The sequence below is a fragment of the Streptomyces sp. NPDC059371 genome (assembly GCF_042751995.1).
Lineage (GTDB): Bacteria > Actinomycetota > Actinomycetes > Streptomycetales > Streptomycetaceae > Streptomyces.
The window spans coordinates 1-20885 of the sequence record NZ_JBHYXD010000132.1 but is presented as its reverse complement, the minus strand read 5'-3'; the positions used below and the strand labels follow the sequence as shown (position 1 = coordinate 20885).

The 20885-nt window shown below is 73.1% G+C and carries 14 protein-coding genes and 2 pseudogenes; 6 read left to right on the top strand and 10 right to left on the bottom strand.

The annotated features are described in order from the left end of the window. Positions 1–635: 635 nt before the first annotated feature. Entirely contained in the window at positions 636–974 is a 339-nt protein-coding gene (locus ACFXGX_RS39695) for a hypothetical protein (protein WP_384802157.1), read from the top strand. A gap of 145 nt (positions 975–1119) precedes the next feature. Beyond that, positions 1120–1524 (top strand): SsgA family sporulation/cell division regulator, encoded by a 405-nt coding sequence (locus ACFXGX_RS39690; protein WP_384802154.1) that lies wholly within the window; start codon positions 1120–1122, stop codon positions 1522–1524. A 268-nt stretch (positions 1525–1792) separates the two neighbouring features. Here ACFXGX_RS39690 and ACFXGX_RS39685 read toward each other — a convergent pair. From ACFXGX_RS39685 to ACFXGX_RS39665, 5 genes and pseudogenes are all read right to left on the bottom strand, one after another. Next, positions 1793–2452: pseudogene (locus ACFXGX_RS39685) on the bottom strand (extracellular solute-binding protein); the annotation flags it as partial. A gap of 11 nt (positions 2453–2463) precedes the next feature. Continuing rightward, positions 2464–3321: an endo alpha-1,4 polygalactosaminidase gene (locus ACFXGX_RS39680; RefSeq protein ID WP_384802152.1), complete on the bottom strand. Its 858-nt coding sequence runs from the start codon at positions 3319–3321 to the stop codon at positions 2464–2466. A gap of 221 nt (positions 3322–3542) precedes the next feature. Continuing rightward, on the bottom strand, positions 3543–4079 hold the full coding sequence (locus ACFXGX_RS39675) for a universal stress protein (protein WP_384802149.1): 537 nt from the start codon (positions 4077–4079) through the stop codon (positions 3543–3545). Between the two features lie 5 nt (positions 4080–4084). Then, positions 4085–5440, bottom strand: a complete 1356-nt coding sequence (locus tag ACFXGX_RS39670; RefSeq protein ID WP_384802146.1) for an arsenic transporter — start codon at positions 5438–5440, stop codon at positions 4085–4087. 149 nt (positions 5441–5589) lie between these two features. Further along, positions 5590–7965: a SpoIIE family protein phosphatase gene (locus tag ACFXGX_RS39665; RefSeq protein WP_384802160.1), complete on the bottom strand. Its 2376-nt coding sequence runs from the start codon at positions 7963–7965 to the stop codon at positions 5590–5592. 552 nt (positions 7966–8517) lie between these two features. Here ACFXGX_RS39665 and ACFXGX_RS39660 point away from each other — a divergent pair. Beyond that, the gene (locus tag ACFXGX_RS39660; protein WP_384802144.1) at positions 8518–10608 is read left to right on the top strand and encodes an RICIN domain-containing protein; all 2091 of its coding nucleotides are present in this window, start codon (positions 8518–8520) and stop codon (positions 10606–10608) included. Between the two features lie 26 nt (positions 10609–10634). Here the strand turns inward: ACFXGX_RS39660 and ACFXGX_RS39655 are convergent, their stop codons facing one another. Continuing rightward, the gene (locus ACFXGX_RS39655; RefSeq protein WP_384802141.1) at positions 10635–11609 is read right to left on the bottom strand and encodes a 2-hydroxyacid dehydrogenase; all 975 of its coding nucleotides are present in this window, start codon (positions 11607–11609) and stop codon (positions 10635–10637) included. Next, on the bottom strand, positions 11606–12775 hold the full coding sequence (locus ACFXGX_RS39650; protein WP_384802138.1) for a lactate 2-monooxygenase: 1170 nt from the start codon (positions 12773–12775) through the stop codon (positions 11606–11608). Before ACFXGX_RS39650 ends, ACFXGX_RS39655 begins: the two co-directional genes overlap by 4 nt. A 113-nt stretch (positions 12776–12888) precedes the next feature. Between ACFXGX_RS39650 and ACFXGX_RS39645 the strand changes: the two genes are divergently transcribed. Beyond that, complete coding sequence (locus tag ACFXGX_RS39645) at positions 12889–14100, top strand: helix-turn-helix domain-containing protein (RefSeq protein WP_384802135.1); 1212 nt, start codon at positions 12889–12891, stop codon at positions 14098–14100. Between the two features lie 7 nt (positions 14101–14107). Here the strand turns inward: ACFXGX_RS39645 and ACFXGX_RS39640 are convergent, their stop codons facing one another. Continuing rightward, complete coding sequence (locus tag ACFXGX_RS39640; RefSeq protein WP_384802132.1) at positions 14108–14659, bottom strand: hypothetical protein; 552 nt, start codon at positions 14657–14659, stop codon at positions 14108–14110. 341 nt (positions 14660–15000) lie between these two features. Between ACFXGX_RS39640 and ACFXGX_RS39635 the strand changes: the two genes are divergently transcribed. Both ACFXGX_RS39635 and ACFXGX_RS39630 read left to right on the top strand, forming a co-directional pair. Next, a complete protein-coding gene (locus ACFXGX_RS39635) occupies positions 15001–15423 on the top strand; it encodes a protease inhibitor (RefSeq protein WP_384802129.1) in 423 nt (140 codons plus the stop codon). A 393-nt stretch (positions 15424–15816) separates the two neighbouring features. Next, on the top strand, positions 15817–17391 hold the full coding sequence (locus ACFXGX_RS39630) for a phosphatase PAP2 family protein (RefSeq protein ID WP_384802126.1): 1575 nt from the start codon (positions 15817–15819) through the stop codon (positions 17389–17391). Positions 17392–17412: 21 nt separating this feature from the next. Here ACFXGX_RS39630 and ACFXGX_RS39625 read toward each other — a convergent pair whose 3' ends face one another. Further along, positions 17413–18915 carry an MFS transporter gene (locus ACFXGX_RS39625; RefSeq protein ID WP_384802124.1) on the bottom strand — a complete coding sequence of 501 codons (1503 nt, stop codon included), beginning with the start codon at positions 18913–18915 and terminating at the stop codon, positions 17413–17415. Between the two features lie 298 nt (positions 18916–19213). Continuing rightward, a pseudogene (locus ACFXGX_RS39620) lies at positions 19214–20809 on the bottom strand (NHLP bacteriocin export ABC transporter permease/ATPase subunit); the annotation flags it as partial. Between the last annotated feature and the right edge of the window lie 76 nt (positions 20810–20885).

The window sequence follows — 20885 nt, the reverse complement described above, 5'->3', positions numbered from 1 at the left end:
ACACACCCTTGTGCCCCCCTTCACCGGGGGGTGGCCACCCCCAACCCCCCCGGGGGGGCCCCACCCGGCCCCACCGGCCAGCAGTGGCCGCACCCGCCCCCGAGCGCGGAGCGCTCAACCCCGCATCAGGAGCGCGGAGCGCTGCCCGCCGGCCCCTGCCGCGTAGCGGCAGCGCGTCGCGTCTGCGGAGCAGCCCGCGCGCCAAGAACACGTCCGCCGCTTCCTGCGCCCAGGCCGCGCCGGCGGATACCCAGCAGCTCGACACCCACCGCCCCACGGAAGGCCATCCATGCCCATCCCGAAGTGGACGATCAAAGGCATCGTCGACGACTACGACACGTGCGGTTGCTGCGGCCGCCGTGGACTCAAGCGCACCGTCGCGCTCATGCCGCTGGACGCCGACGGGAACGAGGACGGCACCGCCGAAGACGTCGTGTACTACGGCACGTCGTGCGCCGCTATCGCGCTGAGCTGGACGCAGGGCAAGGTGACCGACACCGCGCGCGCCGCCCAGGCCGAGCGGGACCAGCGCGACGCCTACGCCCGCCGGGTGATCAGCATCTACGCCCCGGTGGAGTTCGCCCCCGCCCGCGACAAGGCCCTACGGCCGCAACCAGCACCAGCGGGACACGGGCGTGAAGGCGACCGAGGAAGTGGCGAAACTGCTGGACTCGGCCCGCGCCACGCTGGCCGACACCACCACTGGTCCGGCCCGCCCCTCGCGTATCGAGGACTTCCGCCGCTACCTCGTGATCTTCACCAGCGACGACCGGATCTTCCTCGTGCGGTGCGTGCCGGAGGAGGAGGCCGAGCGCCAGGAGCAGGCCGCCGCCGCCCAGCGCCGCGCGAACCAGATCCGAGGCAGCATCGTGGTCGTAACCGCGCTGGACGCCGAGACTGCGCGCGATGTCGCGTACGCCGACGAACTGACCCGCGAGTGGAACACGAAGGCATGGCAGGCCGCCAATGCCTGAGACCGCCCCCGCGCCCGACGTGCGCCGCCCAGACGAGCAAGGCCGCCACCTCATCGTCTGATCATGTCCCGTGTGCCACAGCGCGCGAGACACCCCGCACTTCTTGCGCATCCCAAGCATCGCCAAGCGAAGGGTTCTCGCACCGATGAAGATCAGCCGCGAAGTGCACCTGCGCCACATCCTGAGCCATACCTCCCTGCCCATGACCGCCGAGCTGCGCTATGACTCCGCCGATCCCTATGCCGTGCGCGCCACCTTCCACACCGGAACCGAGGAAACCGTTGAGTGGGTGTTCGCCCGCGGCCTTCTCGCCGAAGGCCTGCACCGGCCCACCGGTAACGGTGACGTCCGCCTCTGGCCGACCCAGAGCTCTGCACTGGCCACCGTGAGCATCGTGCTGAGCACTCCAGAGGGAGAAGCGCTCCTCGAAGCCCCTCTGCGGGCCCTTGAGTCCTTCCTGAACCAAACGAACGCAGCCGTGCCGCCCGGCACGGAACATCGGCACTTCGATCTCGGTGCCGAACTCGCCCGCATCCTCGCGGAGAGCTGATAAAGCCCCGCCAAGCGGTCGACACCGTCTCGGGAGCGCACCCCCCTCGCTGCACCCGGACCACCGCCGTAGAGCCATGTGCGAGCAGCTCGGCGCCTGCCTCGCGCGATACCCCGTCCCGTTCTGCTGGGCCCGTCCGTCACTGGCTGAGGGCCCGGTCGGATGCCCGCCAACTCATGCGAGACCAGCGAGCGCATCCACCGAGAGCTCACCCACCCGTAGGCCGATACGACCGCTCCCCGGGGGGGGGGGGGGGGCCCACCCCCCCGCCGCCGAGGTCCCAGATCATCGGCCACAGCCGCCAGACGGTGTCCTCGTCGCCGGTGCCCGGCCAGCCCGTGCCGAACACCCCGCGCCCGGGATCGGTGAGTCTGCGCGCGGTGTCGGTGAACTCGTCCCAGCTCCAGCCCGCCTTGGGGAAGGGGACCCCGGCCTGCCGGAACAGCTTCTTGTTGTAGACGACGGCCAGCGAGTCGAGCACGGCCGGGGCGGCGCGCACCTTGCCGTTGACGGTCACCGCGTCCCGTACCGGCGCCCAGAAGGAGTTCCAGGGCGGGTCGCCCTCGTGCAGCGCGGACGTCAGGTCGACGACGCGGGGACTGCGGGCGACGCTCGCCAGGTCCGAGCCGAAGATGTAGGCGATGTCGGGGTACGAGCCGGCGGCGAGCGCGGCCGTCACCTTCTGGAGCATGGCGTCGGCCACCACCCCGCCGCCCGAACTGTCCACGCGGACATGTGGATGGGTGCGGTTGAACTCGGCGACCAGGGCTTCCAGGGCCTTCCGGGCCGTGTCGCTCTGGCCGTGCCACAGCTCGACGGTCACCCTGCCGTCGGCGCCGACGCCGTCCGAGGGGTTGCCGCAGCCCGCCAGGGCTCCGGCGGCGGCGGCTCCCAGGAGCAGCCGGCGCCGCGCGATCACGTGTGTCATCCCGGCCTCCGTCAGCGCGTCCGGCGGACGTAGTCCGCGCTGCCGGGCGTCGAGACCATCACGTCCCGGCGCACGATGCTCAGCCGGCCGCCGAAGGCCCCACGGGCCTTGCGCAGACCGCTGTCGGTGTACTCGATCACCACCACCCGGTCGTGGAAGGCCTTCGCGTACGTGCCGCACTCGTCGTACTCGCCGCACTCCTCCGCCACCGCGAAGTCGAGCCCGGTCCGCGACCGGAGTCCCGCCAGTTCGGCGGTGTTCTTCTGCCCGATCGCCAGATGCCGGGCGTGTGCGTGCCGGGCGAGCAGGGTGATGAAGGCGGTGGCGTCGTCCGAGGTCAGCAGTTTCCGTGAGCGGGTGTAGCTGTCGTAGTTGTCGGGCTCGACCGCGTCGAATCCCTTGTCGGCGCAGTCGTCGATCCACCTGCCGACCCGCTCGGCCACCCTCCGCCGCTTGTCGGGCGTCCGGATGTCCAGCAGCGCCTCGTTCCAGTCCTTGTCGACGACGACCTCGCCGTCCGCGTCGCGCAGCAGCAGGTCGGCGGGCCACTGTCCGCGTTCCTCGGGCTGGGCCTGGAAGGCGTTGACGTAGCAGATGTTGTAGAGGCCGCGGGCCGGTGAGGACGAGCGGTCGCGGCTGACGACGCGGACGTCGGCGGCCGGGGCGTAGGCACCGCCGATCTGGTAGTCGAACCCCGCGTGGAGCGGGGGGAGTTGCACCGAGGTCGCCGTCCGCCCGGGGCGGGGGACCGGTTGCGGCGGGGCGCTCGTGTCGTTGCCCGCGCCGCAGCCCGCGAGCGCGAGGAGGCCGGCCAGGGTCGTGGCCGTGCCCAGAACTCCGGTGCGGAGAACACGTTTGACGGGGGGCATGTCCGCTCCATCAATCGCGAGTACGTCCCCGCCTCGGACGCTTCGAGCGATCCTGGCGACTTTGGCCGGACTTGAACCTGGTCCGTTACCGGCTGGGCGCACCTCTGCGTGCCGGGTCGCACCACGGCACGCTGAGGATCAAAGCGCGCATGCCCGACTTCGTCAAGTGACCGCCTCGGCCGAGGGCGCCGCCGGTAGGCTGCTCCGCCCGGCCGGTGTCCTCAGGGGCGCGGGTGGTTCGGATGGTCCGGGTGATGGTCCGGGTGGTGCGGCGGATGCGGGGGCGGGGGCGGCAACGTCGTGACGTCCGGTGCCGGTTCGGGCCACACGAGCAGCACCGGGCAGGGGGCGTGGTCGACGACGAAGCGTCCGGCCGGTCCCAGGCTGTGCGGGCCGAGCCGGCTGCGGTCGCCGTCGCGGGCCAGGACGAGCAGACCGGCGCCCTCCGTCGCCGCGACGACCTCCCGCTCCACCCGGCCGGTGCGCTCCACGCGGGTCGCCGGGCCCCCGAGCCGCTGGGCCGCCGCGTCGAGGAGTTCGGCCGCGGAGGCCGTGCCCAGGGTCTCCAGGAGGTCGCCGGGATCGGGCTCGGAGCGTCCGCGTCCGAGGAGCCCGGCGAAGGCGCCGTGCGCGAGACCGGGCACGGCCAGGTCCGTGACATGCAGCAGCACCACCTCACTCGCCCCGGGAGCGTGCGTCCCTACGGCGTCCACGCACGCGGGCCAGGTTCCCTCGACCAGCCAGACGACCACCCGCATGTCCATCAGCCTCCGATGACGTGGAGCGAGACCCACAGCGCCAGGACGGCGGGCACCAGCGCCGCGGGCACGGCGATCAGGCCCAGCCGGGTGAACTCCTTCAGGTCGACGCCGTGTTCGTGCTGATGCACGATACGTCGCCACAGCAGCGTCGCGAGGGAACCCGCGTACGTCAGATTGGGCCCGATGTTGACGCCGAGCAGGACGGCCAGCACCGCGCCCGAGCCCGAGTCGGCGGCCAGCGGCAGCAGGACGAGGACCGCGGGCAGGTTGTTGATCAGATTGGCCAGGACGGCGGCGATCGCGGCGATGCCGAGCAGTGCCGGCAGCGAGCCGCCCGTCGGAAGGAGGTCGTCGAGGGCGTCGGCCAGCCCGTTGTCCACGACCGCGCGGACGACGATGCCGAGCGCGAGGACGAAGGCGAGGAAGGACGGCGCGGCCGCGCGCACCACGGTGAGCGGGGTGGTGCGGCGGCGGACGAGGGCACGGCCGGCCAGGACGAGCGCCCCCGCGGCGGCGGACCAGGCCGGGTCGATGCCGACGGCCGAGGCGAGGACGAAACCGGCCAGGGTGCAGCCCACGGTGATCAGGGCGAACAGCGGCACCTCCGGCGATTCCTCCGCACGCCGGGCGGACGCGCCCGCCGCGAGGTCACGGGCGAAGAAGCGGCGGAAGACCACGTACTCCGCGCCGATCGCGACCAGCCAGGGCAGCACCATCAGCGCGGCGAACCGGGTGAAGCTCAGACCGCTGGCGGTGAACGCCAGCAGGTTGGTGAGGTTGGAGACCGGCAGGAGCAGTGAGGCGGTGTTCGACAGGTGGGTGCACGCGTACACGTGCGGCTTCGGGCGTGCCCCCATCCGCGCCGCCGTCGCGAAGACGACGGGGGTGAGCAGCACGATGGTGGCGTCCAGGCTGAGCACCGCCGTGATCGCCGAGGCGAGCACGAACACCGCGGTCAGCAGCCGGCCCGGCTGCCCCGCGGCCCAGCGAGCCATCCAGGCGCCGCACGCCTGGAAGAGCCCCTCGTCGTCGCAGTACTTGGCCAGGACGAGGACCGCCGCCAGGAAGCCGATCACCGGACCCAGATGGGCGGCCTCCGCGCGGGTGTGGTCCCAGGAGATCGCTCCGGTGGCCAGGACCAGGCCCGCGGCCGGCACGACCACGACCGCCTCCGGCCAGTTGAACGGCCGCACGACCGCGCACACCAGGACGGCCGCGAGCAGGACGACGGACAGGGTCTCGGCGAACGGGCTCGCGAGAGCGGCGGCCAAGGGGGTGCCGGTCGCACCGGGGACGCCTTGGACGAGCGGGCTGTTCAGGATGGTGTTCCTCCGGGCGGTGATGGCGGCGCCCTCCATCACATCAGACGGGGCGGCTCAGGCCCGTGAACGCCCTCCCCTCGCGTCGCCGCCCCGCCCGGCGTCTCGCTCCGGACGGCCGCGAAGACGGGCCGGCGACCGGTCCCCGAACAGGGCTCGCTCGTCGTCGACCTGTCCCGGAGCGGCGCTCACTCCTCGCCGTGGAGGGACAGCTCCGCCCAGATGGTCTTGCCCTCCGGCGTGTGCCGGCTGCCCCAGCGCTGGGTGAGCTGGGCGACGAGGAGCAGCCCGCGTCCGCCCTCGTCGAACGTCTTCGCCCGGCGCAGATGCGGCGCGGTGTGACTGCTGTCCGAGACCTCGCAGATCAGGATCTCGGTGTCGTGGATGAGCCGCAGTCTGATGGGCGGTTCGCCGTAGCGGATGGCGTTGGTGACCAGTTCGCTCACCACCAGTTCGGCCGTGAAGGTGGCCACGGTCAGGCTCCAGCGCTCCAGTTGATCGGCGACCTGCTTGCGGATCGGCGCGACGAGGGCGGGGTCGGCGGGGATGTCCCAGGTCGCCACATTGGACGGGGCGAGGCCCTGCGTGCGGGCGAGCAGCAGTGCCACGTCGTCCGGCGCGCCGCCCACGGGAAGCAGCGCCAGGAGGATCGCGTGGGCCGCCCCCTCCAGATCCCGCGACGACTCCTCGAGGGCCCGGCAGAACAGCCGGAGGCCGGCCTCGACGTCCCGGTCGCGGCTCTCCAGCAGTCCGTCGGTGTACAGCGCGAGCACCGTGCCCTCGGTCAGGTCGAGTTCGACCGACTCGAAGGGCAGCCCGCCCAGGCCGAGAGCCGGACCGGGCGGCACGTCGATCTGCCGGGGCGGCCCGTCGGGCGGCAGGACGACGGGCGGCGGATGGCCCGCGCTGGCGAGCGTGCAGCGCCGGGAGACCGGGTCGTACACCGCGTAGACGCAGGTGGCGCCGACCTCTCCGGTGGTCCCCTCGTCCCCGGCCTCGACGGACAGCCGTACGACGAGGTCGTCGAGGTGGGTGAGCAGTTCGTCCGGGGCCAGATCGATGTCGGCGAGGGTACGGACGGCGGTGCGCAGCCGGCCCATGGTCGCCGAGGCCTGGATGCCGTTGCCGATGACATCGCCGACGACCATGGCGACCCGCATCCCGGACAGCGGGATCACGTCGAACCAGTCGCCGCCGACCCCGGCCCGCGCGGCGGGCAGATAGCGCGAAGCCGCCTCCAGGGCCGCCGTCCGGGGGAGGGACCGGGGGAGGAGACTGCGCTGCAGGGCCAGCGCGGTCTGCCGCTCGCGCGAGAAGCGGCGGGCGTTGTCGATGCAGACGGCGGCCCGGGCCGTGACCTCCTCGGCGAGCAGCACGTCGTCGGCGGTGAAGGGGTCGGGCCGCCGGAACCGGCTGAGGACGACGACTCCGAGGGTCCGGCCACGGGCCCGGACGGGCACCGACATGGTGGCGTGGACGCCGTACTCGCGCACATGTCTGCCGCGCGGTCCGTCCCAGCTCAGCCACTCCTCCAGCGTGCCGGGCGCGTTCGGCGCGACGAGGGGCCGGCCGGCGAGCAGCGAGTCGGCCTGCGGCGAGGACGCGGGATAGACGTCGACGTCGCCGGGTTCGAGGACCGCCTCCGGGTTGCCCGCGTTCACCGACCGGTGGGCGGCACGGCGGAGCGTGACCGGGGCGGCCGGGGGCCCGACGTCGTACTCGCCGCCGTCCTCCGGGGGATCGAGGAGGTCGACGCTGACGAAGTCGGCGAGGGCGGGGACGCAGACGTCGGCAAGCTCCTGGGCCGTCCGGGTGACGTCGAGGGTGGTGCCGACGCGCACGCTCGCCTCGTTGACCAACTGGAGCCGCTCGCGGGCGCGGTACTGCTCGGTGAAGTCGTGCGCGGACACGCACACGCCGATCACGCGTCCATGGGTGTCGGTGAGCGGGGCGATCCGCGCGAGCCAGTGGTGCGCCCGGTCCTCGCCGCCGCCGCGCGCGTACGTCTCCACGGCACGCGCCCGGCCGGACGCCAGGACCTCGGTCATCTCCCGCTCGAGCAGTTCGCCGTTCCGCCGGGAGCCGATCTCGGAGACCCTGAGGCCCCGGATGCGGTCCTCGGGGAGGCCGGTCACCTCGGACATCGCGTCGTTGAGGCCGTACAGCCGCAGCCGCTCGTCGTAGACGGCCATGGCGCAGGGCGCCTGCGCGAGAACGGCGCGGACCAGCGGGTCCTCGAGGGCGCGGGGCTCCCGGCCCTCCAGCGGGGTGACCACGAGCCAGGACCCGTCCCGCTCCAGGCGGTGGGCGAGCAGCCACACGGACAGGATCCGGCCGTCGCGGTGACGCAGGGCGAGTACTCCGTACCGGCGGTCGCCGGCCGACCCCGGGAGCGAACCCGGGGTTCCGGGGGCCAGGAGATCCGCCGCCGGGCGGCCCTCGACCTCCGCGGGGGCGTGACCGAGGAGCCGGCGGGCGCCCTCGCTCCAGTGGATCAGGGTGCCGTTCCCGTCGATGACCACCCGTGCGGTGGCGGCCTCGTCGAGAGGGTGGACCGGGCTCATCATCGCCACTTTCCCTTGTACGCACACTCACAGTGAACCTGCGCGTCGTCCGGGTTCCAGACTAGTGGCTGGGCGTCGTGCGCACCCTCGAACACGAAGAGCCAGGACAGCCGTGCGTGCGGGACGGCCCTGCGCACGGATCCGCGGAACGCGGGGCTCCGTACGCAGGGAGCGTGCGTGAGAACCCGGTGCGCGCGCACGGTTCGCACGGGGCGCGGGGAGCGGGGAAGGCCGGTACGGCCCCGCCGGGGCACCGTTCGCTTTTGACGGGATTTCAATAAGGCTGATCTCGCTCGTGCGCCTTGTTGGTAACGAGTGTGTTGTGCGAGGGTGAGCCTCCCGCGCTTGGTCAAGGGCCGGGTCTGAATCGCTGTTCGCCATTCCCGGCTGTCGACGAGCCCAAGAGGCTCCCTGGGCGACGGTCGCCGCACGGCCTTCGTCCCCGGCCGTTCTCCCGGCGCTCCGTCAAAAGGTCCACACCAATCGGGATTCCTTTTCGACGGGCAAGCACGACCTGTGTGCCACCTTGCACCTCGGAAGGAACCCGCTCCCGTGCGCACCCCCCACCCGCCGCTGCCCGATCGTCCGCCGGGCGGATACTTCGGCGAGCCCGACGACGAACTCGCCGCTGTGCTCAGAGGCGGGGCGGAGGCCGACACCACCCGCCCCGTCGCCCTGCTGACGGCCCGGCACTGGCGGCCGGCGTACGACTACGCGGTGATCTGCCTCGCCACTTCGGCGCCGGTCGCCTCCCTGGTGACCGACGCCTCCTTCCACCACGTCCTCGACCGTATCGGCGAGGGCGAGCAGGCTCTCGCGCTGCGGCCCGAACTCCTCGTGACGGTACGGGACACCGTCCGGACCTGGGCCGCGGACGACCGGATATGCGACGCCCTGCCGGCCTTGCGGAAACCGGCGGGGGGCCGCGGAATGCGCGCGGCGAAGTCCATGACGGGCGAGAACCGCAAGCTCGCCGAACACGCCTTCCTCGGTCTTCCAGGCGCCGCCCGGTGCCTGTTGTGGCACACCGAGGTGGAGGCCGAATCGCTGTCCGTGCCGGCCGGTCTTCTCGGCATGGAGGAGCCCATCGCGGTCGCCGCCTGGGAACAGGCCCGCGAGCAATTCCGCCAGGCCTGTCTGCGGGCCCATCTGGAATTCGCCCCGACCAGGGAATGCCGTTTCCACAACCGGCTCCTCGACGCGCCGATCCGGCGCGGCGACGCCCTGCTGCCGGATGTGCGGCAGCATCTGTCTGAGTGCTCCTACTGCCGCCACGCGGCGGCGCAACTCGGCCATTTCGAGGGCGGGTTGGGAGTTCTGATCGCCGAGTCCGTGCTCGGCTGGGGCGCCCGCCGCTACTTCGACTCGCGCCGGTCACGCGGACGGCAGGGGCTGCTGCCGCTCAGCGTCTCCCCGTTCCGGGGCCGACGGCGGCGACGCGACGAGAGCCCCGCGAAGAGCGGACGTCTCCTGGGCGAAGGACGCCGGGCGGGCCGCGAGCGGTCCGGAGAGGGCGCGCGCTCCGGAGACGACCTACGCGCGGAGAACGGCGAGCCCCCGGCAGCCCGTGGGCGCTCCGGCACGGCCGGACGCCGAAGCGCCGAGGGGCGCTCCGGCGCGGGCGGAGGCCTCGCGGGCGAGGACTTCTCCGGCGCGGCCGGAGGCCTCGGTGCTGAGGGGGGTTTCGGTGCGGGCGGAGGTCCCGGTGCTGAGGGGGGTTTCGGTGCGGGCGGAGGTCCCGGTGCCGACGGACGCTTCGACACGGGCGCGGGCCTCGGTGCCGAGGGAGGCTTCGACACGGGCGCAGGACCCGGTGCCGAGGAGGGCTTCGGTGCGGGCGGAGGCCTCGGAGGCGAGGACTTCTCCGGTGCGGGCGGAGGAGTTGAAGCCGAGGGACGTTCCGGCAGGGCCGGAGGCCTCGGCACCGAAGGACGCTTCGAAGCCGGTGTGGGCCCGGGGGACGGTGGGCGATCCGGCGGACGCCGGCGTGCGCAGCCCCTGTCCTCGTCGACGGGACGCCGGGCCGCGAGGTCGGCGGAGGGGTCCCAGCAGGTCCTGGTCACCGGGGCCGGACTGTCGGCCGCCCTCGTGGCGACGGTCCTCGCGGTGAGCCTGTGGCCGAACGAGGAGGGCGGCACCGACTCCGCCGCCGCCATCGGGGCCAGCAGCAGCCGGACCCTGTCGCCGACCCAGGGTTCGCAGGTCCCGCCCGTGACGTCGACGCCGTCCGCCGCCGCGAAGGGTGAGCGGACCCGGCTGCGTAACGTGGACGCCGACCTGTGCCTCGACGTACGCGACGCCAAGGCCGTCGAGGGCGCCGAGGCCACGCTGGACGTGTGCTCGTCCGCCTGGACCCAGCAGTGGGTGTACGAGAAGGAGGGACTGCTGCACAGCGTCGCCAGTCCCGGGCTCTGCCTCGACGCCCAGGCCGACGACGGCGTCCTCGTCCTCGGCCGCTGCGCCGTCGAGGACAGGGAGCGGCGCGAGGACCTGCGCTACGACCTCACCGACGAGGGCGAGTTGCTGTCCCGCGGGCGCGACGGACTGGCCGTCGCACCCGCGTCCACGGACCCCGGCGCCGACATCGTGGTCAAGGTCCGCGACTGGTCCGACATCCAGCGCTGGCGGACCGAACGCCCGTAGCCGGGTGCCGAGTCCGCCGTCGCCGGTTACGAGACGACGTCCTGGGGCGGCTTGCCCGCGATGAAGTCCGCGGCGTTCTGGACCGCGGCCAGGGCTATCCGTACGAGTGTCTCGCGGGTGACACCGGCGACGTGCGGGGAGAGCACGACGTTCGGCGCCTTGAGCAACCGCAGGTCCGGGGTGGGCGGTTCGGGGTCGAAGACGTCCAGGCCCGCTCCGGCGAGGGCGCCCGCGTGCAGCGCGTCCGCGAGGGCGTCCTGGTCGATCAGGGCGCCCCGCGAGGTGTTGACGACGAACGCGGTCGGCTTGAGCAGCGCGAGCCGTTCGGCGTTCAGGAGATGACGCGTCGCGCCGGTCAGCGGCGCGTGCAGGCTCACATAGTCCGACACGCGCAGCAGTTCCTCCAGTTCGACATGGCGGGCACCGAGCCGGGTCTCCGTCTCGGCGGACGCGCGCGTGGGACCGGCGTACACGATGCTCATGTCGAACGCGGCCGCGCGCCGTGCGACCTCCTCGCCGATGTGGCCGAGTCCCACGATGCCGAGCGTCTTGCCGGACAGCTCCGTGATCGACTGCTGGAGCCGGGGCAGCGCCCAGTCCGCCTCGGTCAACGCCGTGTGGGCGGGCACCAGTTGCTTGGCCAGGGCGAGCATGAGGGCGAAGGTCTGCTCGGCCACGTTCTGCTTCTCGGCCCCGCTGGAACCGATGTTGCACACGGGCACGCCCCGCTCGCGCGCCGCGTCCAGGTCGACGTAGTCGAAGCCGTGACTCGCGCACTGGATCAGCTCCAGGTCCGGTGCGGCGGCGATGTGTTCGGCGGTCACCGGTCCGAGGCCGGTGACGACGACATGCGCCTCGCGCAGCGCGGCGGGGTCCTCGTCCGTGGCCTCCACGACGGTGACGCGGGCCTGTCCCGGAAAGAGGGTGGCGAGCGCCGCTCCCGCCGTGCGGCCGCCCACGTGCGGAGAGACGACGGCGAGCACGTTCCTGGTGACGGTCATGCGGTCTCCTCGATGAGGTCGTCGGGGCCGAGCGAGGCGGGGCGGGCGTGTCCGGACAGGGCGAGGGTCAGATCGAACTCGGCGAGCAGACAGCGGACGACGTGTTCGACGCCCGCCTGGCCGTCGAGGCCGAGACCGTAGGCGTACGGGCGTCCGACGAGCACCGCCCGCGCTCCGAGGGCGAGCGCCTTGAAGACGTCGTCGCCGGTGCGGATGCCGCTGTCGAAGAGCACGGTCAGCCGGTCGCCCACCGCGGCCGCCACGCGGGGCAGCGCGTCGGCGGCCGCGACGGACCCGGCGACCTGCCGGCCGCCGTGGTTGGAGACCACCACGCCGTCCATCCCGGCCTCGGCGGCCTTCCGGGCGTCGTCCGGGTGCAGGATGCCCTTGAGGACGATCGGCCCGTCCCAGTTCTCCCGCAGGAAGGCCAGGTCCGGCCAGGTCTTGCCGGGGTCCGCGAACATGCTCACGAAGTGCATCACGGCCGCGTTCGGGTCCTCGTGCACCGGCTTGGCCAGCCCGGCCCGGAACGCCGGGTCGGAGAAGTAGTTGGCGGTGCCCACACCGTGCAGGAACGGCAGGTACGCCTGGTCGAGGTCACGCGGGCGCCACGCCAGCAGCGGGGTGTCGAGCGTGACGAACAGCGCCGTGAACCCGGCCGCCTTCGCCCGGTCCAGGAAACTGCGCGTGACCTCGCGGTCCTTCGCCCAGTAGAGCTGGAACCAGCGCTCGCCGTCGCCCATCGCCTCGGCGACCTGCTCCAGGGGAGTGCTGGAGGCGGAGGACAGGATGTACGGGACCCCCTGCGCGGCGGCGGCCCGCGCCGCGGCGCACTCCGCGTCCGGATGCATGATCGACAGCACGCCGATCGGCGCGAGCGCGAGCGGCGCGGGCAGCGGGCGCCCCAGCACCTCGACGGACAGGTCGCGTTCGTGGACGTCCCGCAGCATGCGCGGCACGATCCGGCGCCGCGCGAGGGCCGCGCGATTGGCGCGCGCCGTGCTGCCGTCGCCCGCGCTTCCCGCCACATAGCCGACCGGACCCGGACCGAGCCGCTGCTCGGTCAGCTCCTCCAGCCGCGTCAGATCGGTGGGCAGCCGCGGCACGGCGCCCGTCATTCCGTTCAGGTAGATCTCGTACTGGAAATCGGCCCAGTGCTTCGCCATCCGTACGTCCCGCCTCTCGTCCCCAAGACCGCGCTGTACGAGGTCGATCCTGGCGAGGGTGACAAGTCCCGTCCACCGTGGTGCGCACAACGTGCGGCTGGAATCATCACACTGTGACAAACAAGCCCTCCGAGGTCCGCGAACGCGTCCGGCGGGAGATGATCGCCGACCCGCGGGTCGTGGAGGCGATCGTCGCGGCGGTGCACGAACAGGTCCCGGTGTACGCGGCGCTCGACGACAGCCGGCTGCCCGAGGTACGGGCCATCGCGGCCTGGGGCCTGGAGCGGCTGCTCCGTCTGTGGGCCACCGACGGCACCCTGGGACCGGCCGACCTCCGGCGCTTCCGGGGCATCGCCTCGGCCCGCGCGGCGGACGGGCGCCCGGTGCGGGCGGTGCTGCGCGCCTACCGGGTCGCGGGCACCGTCCTCACGGACGAGGTCGCCGCCCGTGCTCCCGCCCTCGGCGCCGCCGACGCGTTCGCGCTGGCCCGCATGCTTCTCGTCAGCCTCGACACCCTCTCCGAGGAGATGGCCACCGCGTACGCGGCCACCAGCGAGGACCTGGCCGCCGACCGGACCCGGGCGCTGCGCCTGCTGCTCGACGACCTGATCGCCGGGCGGCACGCCTCGGTGGGCGCGCTGACCGACCGCTCCGCCCGGCTGGCTGTCCACCTTCCGGACCCCTGCTGTCTGCTGGTGGCCGAGCCCGCCGCCGCGGACCGGCCCGATCCCGTGCACGGGACGGCGACGGACGTGCTCGACCCCGCGCACGGGACCGCGACGGATCTGCTCGACGCGCTGGCCCCTTCCGGCGGCGAGGTGACCTCCCTGGCGACGGTACGGGGCTCCCGCGCCGTCCTGCTGCTGCCGCTCGCGGCGTCGGCCCGCGTGGGGGCGGTCCTCGGCGAACGGTCCTGGCGTGGCTGCGTCATCACCGGCGAGGGCCTGGACCGGATCGCGCTCGCGCACCGGCTCGCCGCCGACGCGCTCGACACCGCCCCGGCCCACGCCCATCGGCCCGGGCAGGTGCTCACCGACGCCGACGCGCAGGTCCTCGCCCTGCTCGGCGGCCGTCCGGCGGCCACGCCGGACCACATCGCGCGGCTGGTGCTCGGACCGCTCACCGAGCCCGCGCAGCGGCATCTGCTGGACGCCCTCACGACGTACATCGACTCGGGCTCGGCGAACGCCGCCGCGCGGGCCCTGCACCTCCATGCCCAGTCCCTGCGCTACCGCCTGCGGCGCGTGCGCGAGCTGACCGGGCGCGACCCCCGCGACCCCTGGCACCGGCTCACCCTGGACATCGCCCGGACCATCCGCGACTGAGGCTCCGTCACTCCTCGTCGCCCGGATCGTCCCCCGTCCCGGCGTCCGGGCCCTGCGCACGGACCCGGTGCACATGCTCCAGCGAGTCGCGCAGTTCGCCCAGCCAGTCGTCGGTGTGCCGCTGCACGAGACGGACGCACCAGGCCAGGGCGTCGCTGCGGCTGCGGGCGACCCCTGCCGCGACGAGCGTGTCGAGAACCTGGCGTTCGGGCTGGCGCAGCCGGGTCATGACGGGCGCGGCGACATGGGTGAACAGGGCGCGCTCGGTGCCGCACTCCACGCCCCAGGAGACCTTCTTGCGGAAGCGGTGCTCCGCCTCGCGGGCCACCTCCACGCGGTCCTCGCGGGTGCGCTCGCGGAACTCCTGGATACGGGCCAGGAGCGCCGCCTCCTTCTCGGCGTCCGAGGCGCCTTCGGCGAGCCTCGGCTCGGGGATGCGGCCGACGACGGTGATCTCCTCACGGTCGGCGGTCACCTCCGTCAGGCTCTCGAAGAGATCGTCGGGCAGGCGGCCGGCGAACCAGCCGCGCAGCTTCTCACGTTGCTCCGATGTAATCATGTAATCACCATTACTCTCCCGTGGGCGCGACGCAAGGGGTCCGGGAGAAGTCCGCCGACAGCGGAAGTCGAGTCGGCGTGCCGGTTCAAGCGGAATGTTTCAGGCCTATTGCTGAGCCGTGTCTTTCCGGCCAGCCGGCCGTTGGCGGTCGTCGGCGGGCGCACAGTTGCGGGCTTCACACGTTCGAATTCTGTGACTTCGCGCCACTGATTCAATACTCAAAGTTACCGAAACGCGTGGGGTCGATGTGTGTTTCCTGTGCGTTCTCGGCAGACTCGCGCTCGCCGAACCGGCACCGACCGAGCCGGTCTCGCATTCGATCGAGCGGAAGGATGCACACAATGCCGAACACCGCGCGTTGGGCAGCGACTCTCACCCTGACGGCCACCGCCGTCTGCGGCCCCCTCCTCGGGTCCGCCCAAGCAGCCCCGTCCGGGCTCTACGCCCCCTCCGCCCTGGTGCTCACCACGGGCCACGGCCAGACCGCCGCCGCCGCGACTCCGGAACGCGCGGTCACCCTCAACTGTGCCCCGACGGCCTCCGGGACCCATCCCGCCGCGCCGGACGCCTGTGCCGAACTACGGGCGGTCAAGGGTGATCTGAACGCGCTGACGCCCCGGAACGACGTCTTCTGTACCAGGCAGTACGACCCCGTGGTCGTCACGGTCGAAGGCGTCTGGCAGGGCAAGCGCGTCTCGTACGAGCACACCTTCGCCAACGAGTGCGTGAAGACCTCCTACGGGATGACGGTCTTCGCGTTCTGAGAGACCGGGATCGCGTGGCCGTCGTGGACATGGACCGGGATCCGTAGCTGGGGAGTGCGGGACCCGTCACGAAGCGCCATGTGATTTCGCACCGAGGGCCGGTCAGACGGAGTGGGGCCGTCGACCGGCCTTCGGCATGTCCGCGTGACGCCGAGGCGTCCGCGACGCGGGCGTCACACAGGGGAGGGTGCCCCGCCGGACGCCGGACGCCGGACGCCGGACGCCGGACGCCGGACGCCGGACGCCGGACGCCGGACGCCGGACGCCGGACGTCCCCGGCCCGTGCTCGTGCCGTACCACGCCGGGGCCGTCCGTGCGCCGCACGGCCCATGTCCGTCACCGGTCCGGGTCACCCGGGATGCCGACGCGGCCGAGGTGGAGTAGCGGTGGAGCATGGGTGCACTCCTCGACTGGGACCAGCGGCTGTTCACACGGGTGGCCACCGTACGGGTGCCCGGAGCCGATCCGGCGCTGCGGCGGCTCAGCCACGCGGCCAACCACGGCCGCCTGTGGCTCGGCACGGCCGCCGGGCTCGGCCTCGTCGGCGGGCCGTCCGGACGACGGGCGGCGCTGCGCGGCCTCGGCTCGCTGGCACTGGCCTCCTTCACCGTCAACACGCTGGTGAAGTGGGGCGCCCGCCGCCCCCGCCCGCTGCTGGAGGGCGTCCCCGCGATCCGGCGCCTGGCCCGTCAGCCGCACACCACGTCCTTCCCGTCGGGACACTCCGCCTCCGCCGCGGCCTTCGCCACCGCCGTCGCCCTGGAGTCCAGGCGCTACGGCCTCCTGGTCGCCCCCGTGGCCGCCGCCGTCGCCTTCTCGCGCGTCTACGTGGGCGTCCACTACCCGGGAGACGTCCTCGCCGGTGTGGCCATCGGCGCGGGCGCGGCCGCCCTCACCTGCCGCTGGTGGCCGCTGCGCCCCGTCCTGCCTGAGCGGGAGCGGCCCGCCGCGCGGGCACCCGCGCTGCCGCTCGGCAAGGGACTGGTCGTCGTCGTCGAGGAACCGGCCGGTGCCGCGGTGCCCGAGGCGCCGGGGTCACGCGCCCGGCGGCTGCGCGCCCTGCTGCCCGAGGCCGAGGTGATCGAGGCCGGCCCCGACGACCCCTTCACGGAGCTGCTCGCGGCGGCGGCCGACCGGGCGGTGGACACCGGTGGCGCGCTCGGTGTCTGCGGGAGCGACGCCAGGGCCGGGACGGCCGCCCGCGCGGCGGCCGAACGGGGGCTGGCACTGGCCGTGTTCTCCGCCGGCACCGCCGACCGCTTCGCGCTGGACGTGGGCGTTCCGGACGTCGAGGACACCGCACTCGCGGTCGTCCGGGGTGAGGCCGTGTCGGTGGACGTCGGCGTCGCCCGCTCGGGGACGGGGGAGGACATCTGGTTCCTGAACGAGTTCAGCATCGGCCCGTACCCCGAACTCGCGCGACTGCGGGCGGAGTTGGAGCAGCGCCGGCCCGCCGCGCCGACGACGGCCTTCGCCCTGGTCCGGGTGCTCGGCGCCGCCCGCCCTGTCGAGGTGAACGTCAACGGCCGGCCCCGCCGTGTGTGGCTGCTCCTCGCGGGCAACGGCCGCTACGTGCCGGAGGGGCTGACCCCCGCGTTCCGGCCGCGGCTGGACGACGATCTGCTCGATGTGCGCCTGGTCGACGCGAGCCACCGCCTCGCCCGCACCCGTGCCGTCGCCGCCGCGGTCCTCGGGGCCCTTGAGCACTCACGGGTCTACGAGGCCGAGCGGGTTCCATGGGTGGAGCTGGACGGATTCGTCGGCGCGGACGCCCTCACGTTCGACGGTGAACAGCGCCCCGGCGCACCGGGGCTGAGGCTGGAGAAGGAGTACCGGGCGCTGGTCGTGTACCGGCCCGTCCGGGGGAGGGCCGAGCCGGTCCCGCAGGCGCGCGGGCCCGCCGCGCGGGCTCGCCGGGGACGGGGGAGGGGCCGCCGTCCCCCTGCGGACGGCGGCCCCTCGGTCTGACGGTGATCGGGCGTGGCCCGGTCACATGTGGACGACCGGTGCGGCGTCCGGGTCCTGGGCCGGTGTGCCGCGGCGGTAGAGCACGAGCGCGAGGAGCGCTCCGGCGGCGAAGAAGCCGGCCGACCACCAGAAGGCGGTGGTGTAGCTCTCGATCGTCGACTGGGCCTGGACCAGCTTGTCCGTCGCGTCCTTGCCCGCGAGGTAGCTGGTCGCGGCGCTCGCGGCGAGCGTGTTCAGCAGCGCGGTACCGATCGAACCGCCCACCTGCTGCATGGTGTTGACGGTCGCGGAGGCGACACCCGCGTCCTCGGGAGCGATCCCGTCGGTGGCCAGCGACATGGCGGGCGGCATCACCATGCCGAGACCCGCGCCGATCAGCAGCAGTTGGGGCAGGACGTCGGTGGAGAAGGACGAGCCGATGCCGATGCCCGTCAGCCAGGCCATGCCGAGCGCGGCGACCGCGAAGCCCGCGGGGATGACGGCCTTCGGTCCGATCCGGGGGACCAGGACCGTGGTGGAGACCTGGGCCATGACCATCAGGGCCGCCATCATCGGCAGGAAGGCCACACCCGTCTTGGTGGGGCTGAAGCCGAGGTTGAGCTGAAGGTAGTAGGTCAGGAAGAGGAAGACGCCGAACATGCCCGCGCCGGTGATCAGCACCGCGAGGAACGAGGCGGCCCGGTTGCGGTCGAGCAGGACGCGCATCGGCAGCAGCGGGTGCGCGGCCCGTGTCTGCCACCACACGAACGCGGCCAGCAGGACGCCGCCCGCGACGAGGAAGCCCCAGGTGGCGGGCGAGCTCCAGTCGTGCGTCTCGGCGTTGGAGAAGCCGTAGACCAGGGAGAAGAGACCGGTGGAGACCAGCAGGGTGCCCGGCAGGTCCAGCTTGGAGCCCGCCGCGTCACGGTGACCGCTCAGCAGGACCCAGCCGCCCGCGAAGGCGACGACCGCGAAGAGGAGGTTGACGAACAGCGTCCAGCGCCAGTCGAGCGCGTCGGTCAGGAGGCCGCCGAGCAGCAGGCCCACCGCGCCGCCGGCACCGGCGATGGCGCCGTACACGCTGAACGCCTTCGCGCGCTCCTTGGCGTCGGTGAACGTCGTGTTCAGCAGGGAGAGGGCGGCCGGTGCGAGGAGGGCGCCGAACACGCCCTGGAGGGCGCGCGCGGTGACCAGCATCCCGAAGCTGGTCGAGACGCCGCCCAGGACCGAGGCGGCGGCGAATCCGGCGACGCCGACCAGGAACGCGGGCTTGCGGCCGAAGAGGTCCGCGATGCGCCCGCCGAGCAGCAGCAGGGAGGCGAAGGCCAGGGAGTACGCGGTGACGATCCACTGCCGGTTGCCGTCGGAGAAGCCGAGGTCCGCCTGGGCGGAGGGCAGGGCGATGTTCACGATGGTGGCGTCGAGGACCACCATGAGCTGGGCGATGCCGATGATCGAGAGGATCCACCAGCGCCGCTTCGACGAGGGCGCGGACGGTGAGTCCGCGGCACCCGCGCCGGTGCCTTTGGTCAGGGTCTGGGACATGGCAGAAGCACTCCAGGGAAGACGCTCTTGCGTGCACGTAAACGAAACGGTTTCGTACACATCGACCCTCCGACCATAAACCCCGACCGAGCGAAACGGCAACGTTTCGCTAGGCGGCCGGGTGTGACGTCCGTCCCATGCGCGTCCCTGGACCGTGGAACGAGAGCCCGGACCATCGCGCGGGAACCGGCCGAGGGCCCGCGGGCCCTCGGCCGGTTCCCCGCCCGGGAGGAGATCTACGAGAACTACGTCGAGACGGGTGTCCCCTCGGGGCCCGGTGCCGGCGCGGACTGGCTGCTCAGGCGAGCTGCCGCCGCACCAGCTCGTGCAGCCGCCCGCCCGTGTCCGCCAGCAACCGCGCGGGCGGGCCCTGCTGGGCGATCCGGCCGTTCTCCATCACGATGACCCGGTCCGCGTCCAGCACCGTCGAGAGCCGGTGCGCGATCACCACCCGGGTGGCGTTCAGGGCCTTGGTGCTCTCGATCACCGTGCGCTGCGTCGCGTTGTCCAGCGCGCTGGTCGCCTCGTCGAAGAAGAGGATGCGGGGCCGTCGTATCAACGCCTGGGCGATCATGAGACGTTGGCGCTGGCCGCCCGAGATCGCGCCGCTGCCCGCCACCAGCGTGTGCAGCCCCATCGGCATCCGCCTGATGTCCTCGGCCAGACCCGCCATACCGGCCGCCTCCATCGCCTCCTCCGGCGTGTACGCCTCGGTGCCGCAGATGCAGTCGAGGATCGACCCCGTGAAGGGCTGCGCGTGCTGGAGCACCACGCCGCACTGCCGCCGTACGGCGGACTGGTCGAGGGCCCCGAGATCCTGGCCGTCGTACAGCACACTGCCCGACACCGGCCGGTCGAAGCCGATCAGCAGCCGCAGCAGGGTGGACTTTCCGCAGCCGCTCGGCCCGACGACCGCCACGAACTCGCCCGGCCGGACGGCGAACGACACGTCGTCCAGGACGAGCGGACCGTCGTCGGCGTACCGGAACGACAGCCGCCGCGCCTCGATCGAGCCGGACAGGACACCGGGACGCGTACTCGCCCCGCGCACCTCGGGCGTCGCGTCGAGCACCGGCCGGATCTCCTCGAACATCGGCAGCGCGGCCACCGCGGAGACGAGCGCGCCGGTGATCTGGGTGACCGACGTCAGCAGCATCGTCAGCGACGTGCTGAACGTGAGGAAGTCCGCGGCCGACAGCGAACCGTGCGCCGGGCCCGCCAGGAGCATGAACATCAGCAGGGAGCAGAGCGGCAGATACACCGCGCCCATCACCGTCGTGAGGTTCTTGACGCGGCCGACGCGCTGCTGGAGTTCACGGCTGCGCGCGAACTCGCCCGCCCAGGCCGCGTACGCGTAGTTCTCGGCCGCGGCGACGCGCAGCTTGGGCAGCCCGCGCAGGGTCTGGAACGCCCGGTTGTTGAGCTTGTTGCCCAGCACCACCAGACGGCGCTGCCCGCGCACCTGCCACAGACCGAGACCCAGGAACACGGCCGCGACGACCACGAGCATGCCGATCGCGGCCAGCGCCATCGGCACGCTGTACCAGAGCAGCAGGCCCAGGTTCATCGCGCCGACCGTGCCCGCCTGGGCCAGCGTCGGGCCGATACCCGCGAGCAGCCGCCGGATCGCGCTCACGCCCATCGCGGCACTCGCGAGCTCACCGGTCGAACGGGCGGCGAAGAACGAGGTGGGCAGCCGCAGCAGCCGGTCCCACACGGCCGGCTGGAGAGTCGCCTCGACCCGGCCCTCCATCCGCAGCAGCGTGAGGTTCTGCAGCAGCATGAACGCCGCCGACACGACGCTGGTGACCATCAGCGCGAGACAGACCTGCACGATCAGGCCGTGCTCCGCCTTCGGAACGTATTCGCCGAGCACCCGGCCCGGGGGGGGGGGGGGGGCGGGGGGGGGGGGCGCGCGCCGCCGCCCCCCAGCCCCCCCCCCGGCGCGCGCGCCCACCCGCCCCGCCCCC

Excerpts from the sequence above, each read along its gene's own strand:
- ACFXGX_RS39690 (WP_384802154.1), top strand. The coding sequence starts at position 1,120 with ATGAAGATCAGCCGCGAAGTGCACCTGCGCCACATCCTGAGCCATACC.
- ACFXGX_RS39680 (WP_384802152.1), bottom strand. The coding sequence starts at position 3,321 with ATGCCCCCCGTCAAACGTGTTCTCCGCACCGGAGTTCTGGGCACGGCC.
- ACFXGX_RS39675 (WP_384802149.1), bottom strand. The coding sequence starts at position 4,079 with ATGCGGGTGGTCGTCTGGCTGGTCGAGGGAACCTGGCCCGCGTGCGTG.
- ACFXGX_RS39670 (WP_384802146.1), bottom strand. The coding sequence starts at position 5,440 with ATGGAGGGCGCCGCCATCACCGCCCGGAGGAACACCATCCTGAACAGC.
- ACFXGX_RS39665 (WP_384802160.1), bottom strand. The coding sequence starts at position 7,965 with ATGAGCCCGGTCCACCCTCTCGACGAGGCCGCCACCGCACGGGTGGTC.
- ACFXGX_RS39655 (WP_384802141.1), bottom strand. The coding sequence starts at position 11,609 with ATGACCGTCACCAGGAACGTGCTCGCCGTCGTCTCTCCGCACGTGGGC.
- ACFXGX_RS39650 (WP_384802138.1), bottom strand. The coding sequence starts at position 12,775 with ATGGCGAAGCACTGGGCCGATTTCCAGTACGAGATCTACCTGAACGGA.
- ACFXGX_RS39640 (WP_384802132.1), bottom strand. The coding sequence starts at position 14,659 with ATGATTACATCGGAGCAACGTGAGAAGCTGCGCGGCTGGTTCGCCGGC.
- ACFXGX_RS39635 (WP_384802129.1), top strand. The coding sequence starts at position 15,001 with ATGCCGAACACCGCGCGTTGGGCAGCGACTCTCACCCTGACGGCCACC.
- ACFXGX_RS39630 (WP_384802126.1), top strand. The coding sequence starts at position 15,817 with ATGGGTGCACTCCTCGACTGGGACCAGCGGCTGTTCACACGGGTGGCC.
- ACFXGX_RS39625 (WP_384802124.1), bottom strand. The coding sequence starts at position 18,915 with ATGTCCCAGACCCTGACCAAAGGCACCGGCGCGGGTGCCGCGGACTCA.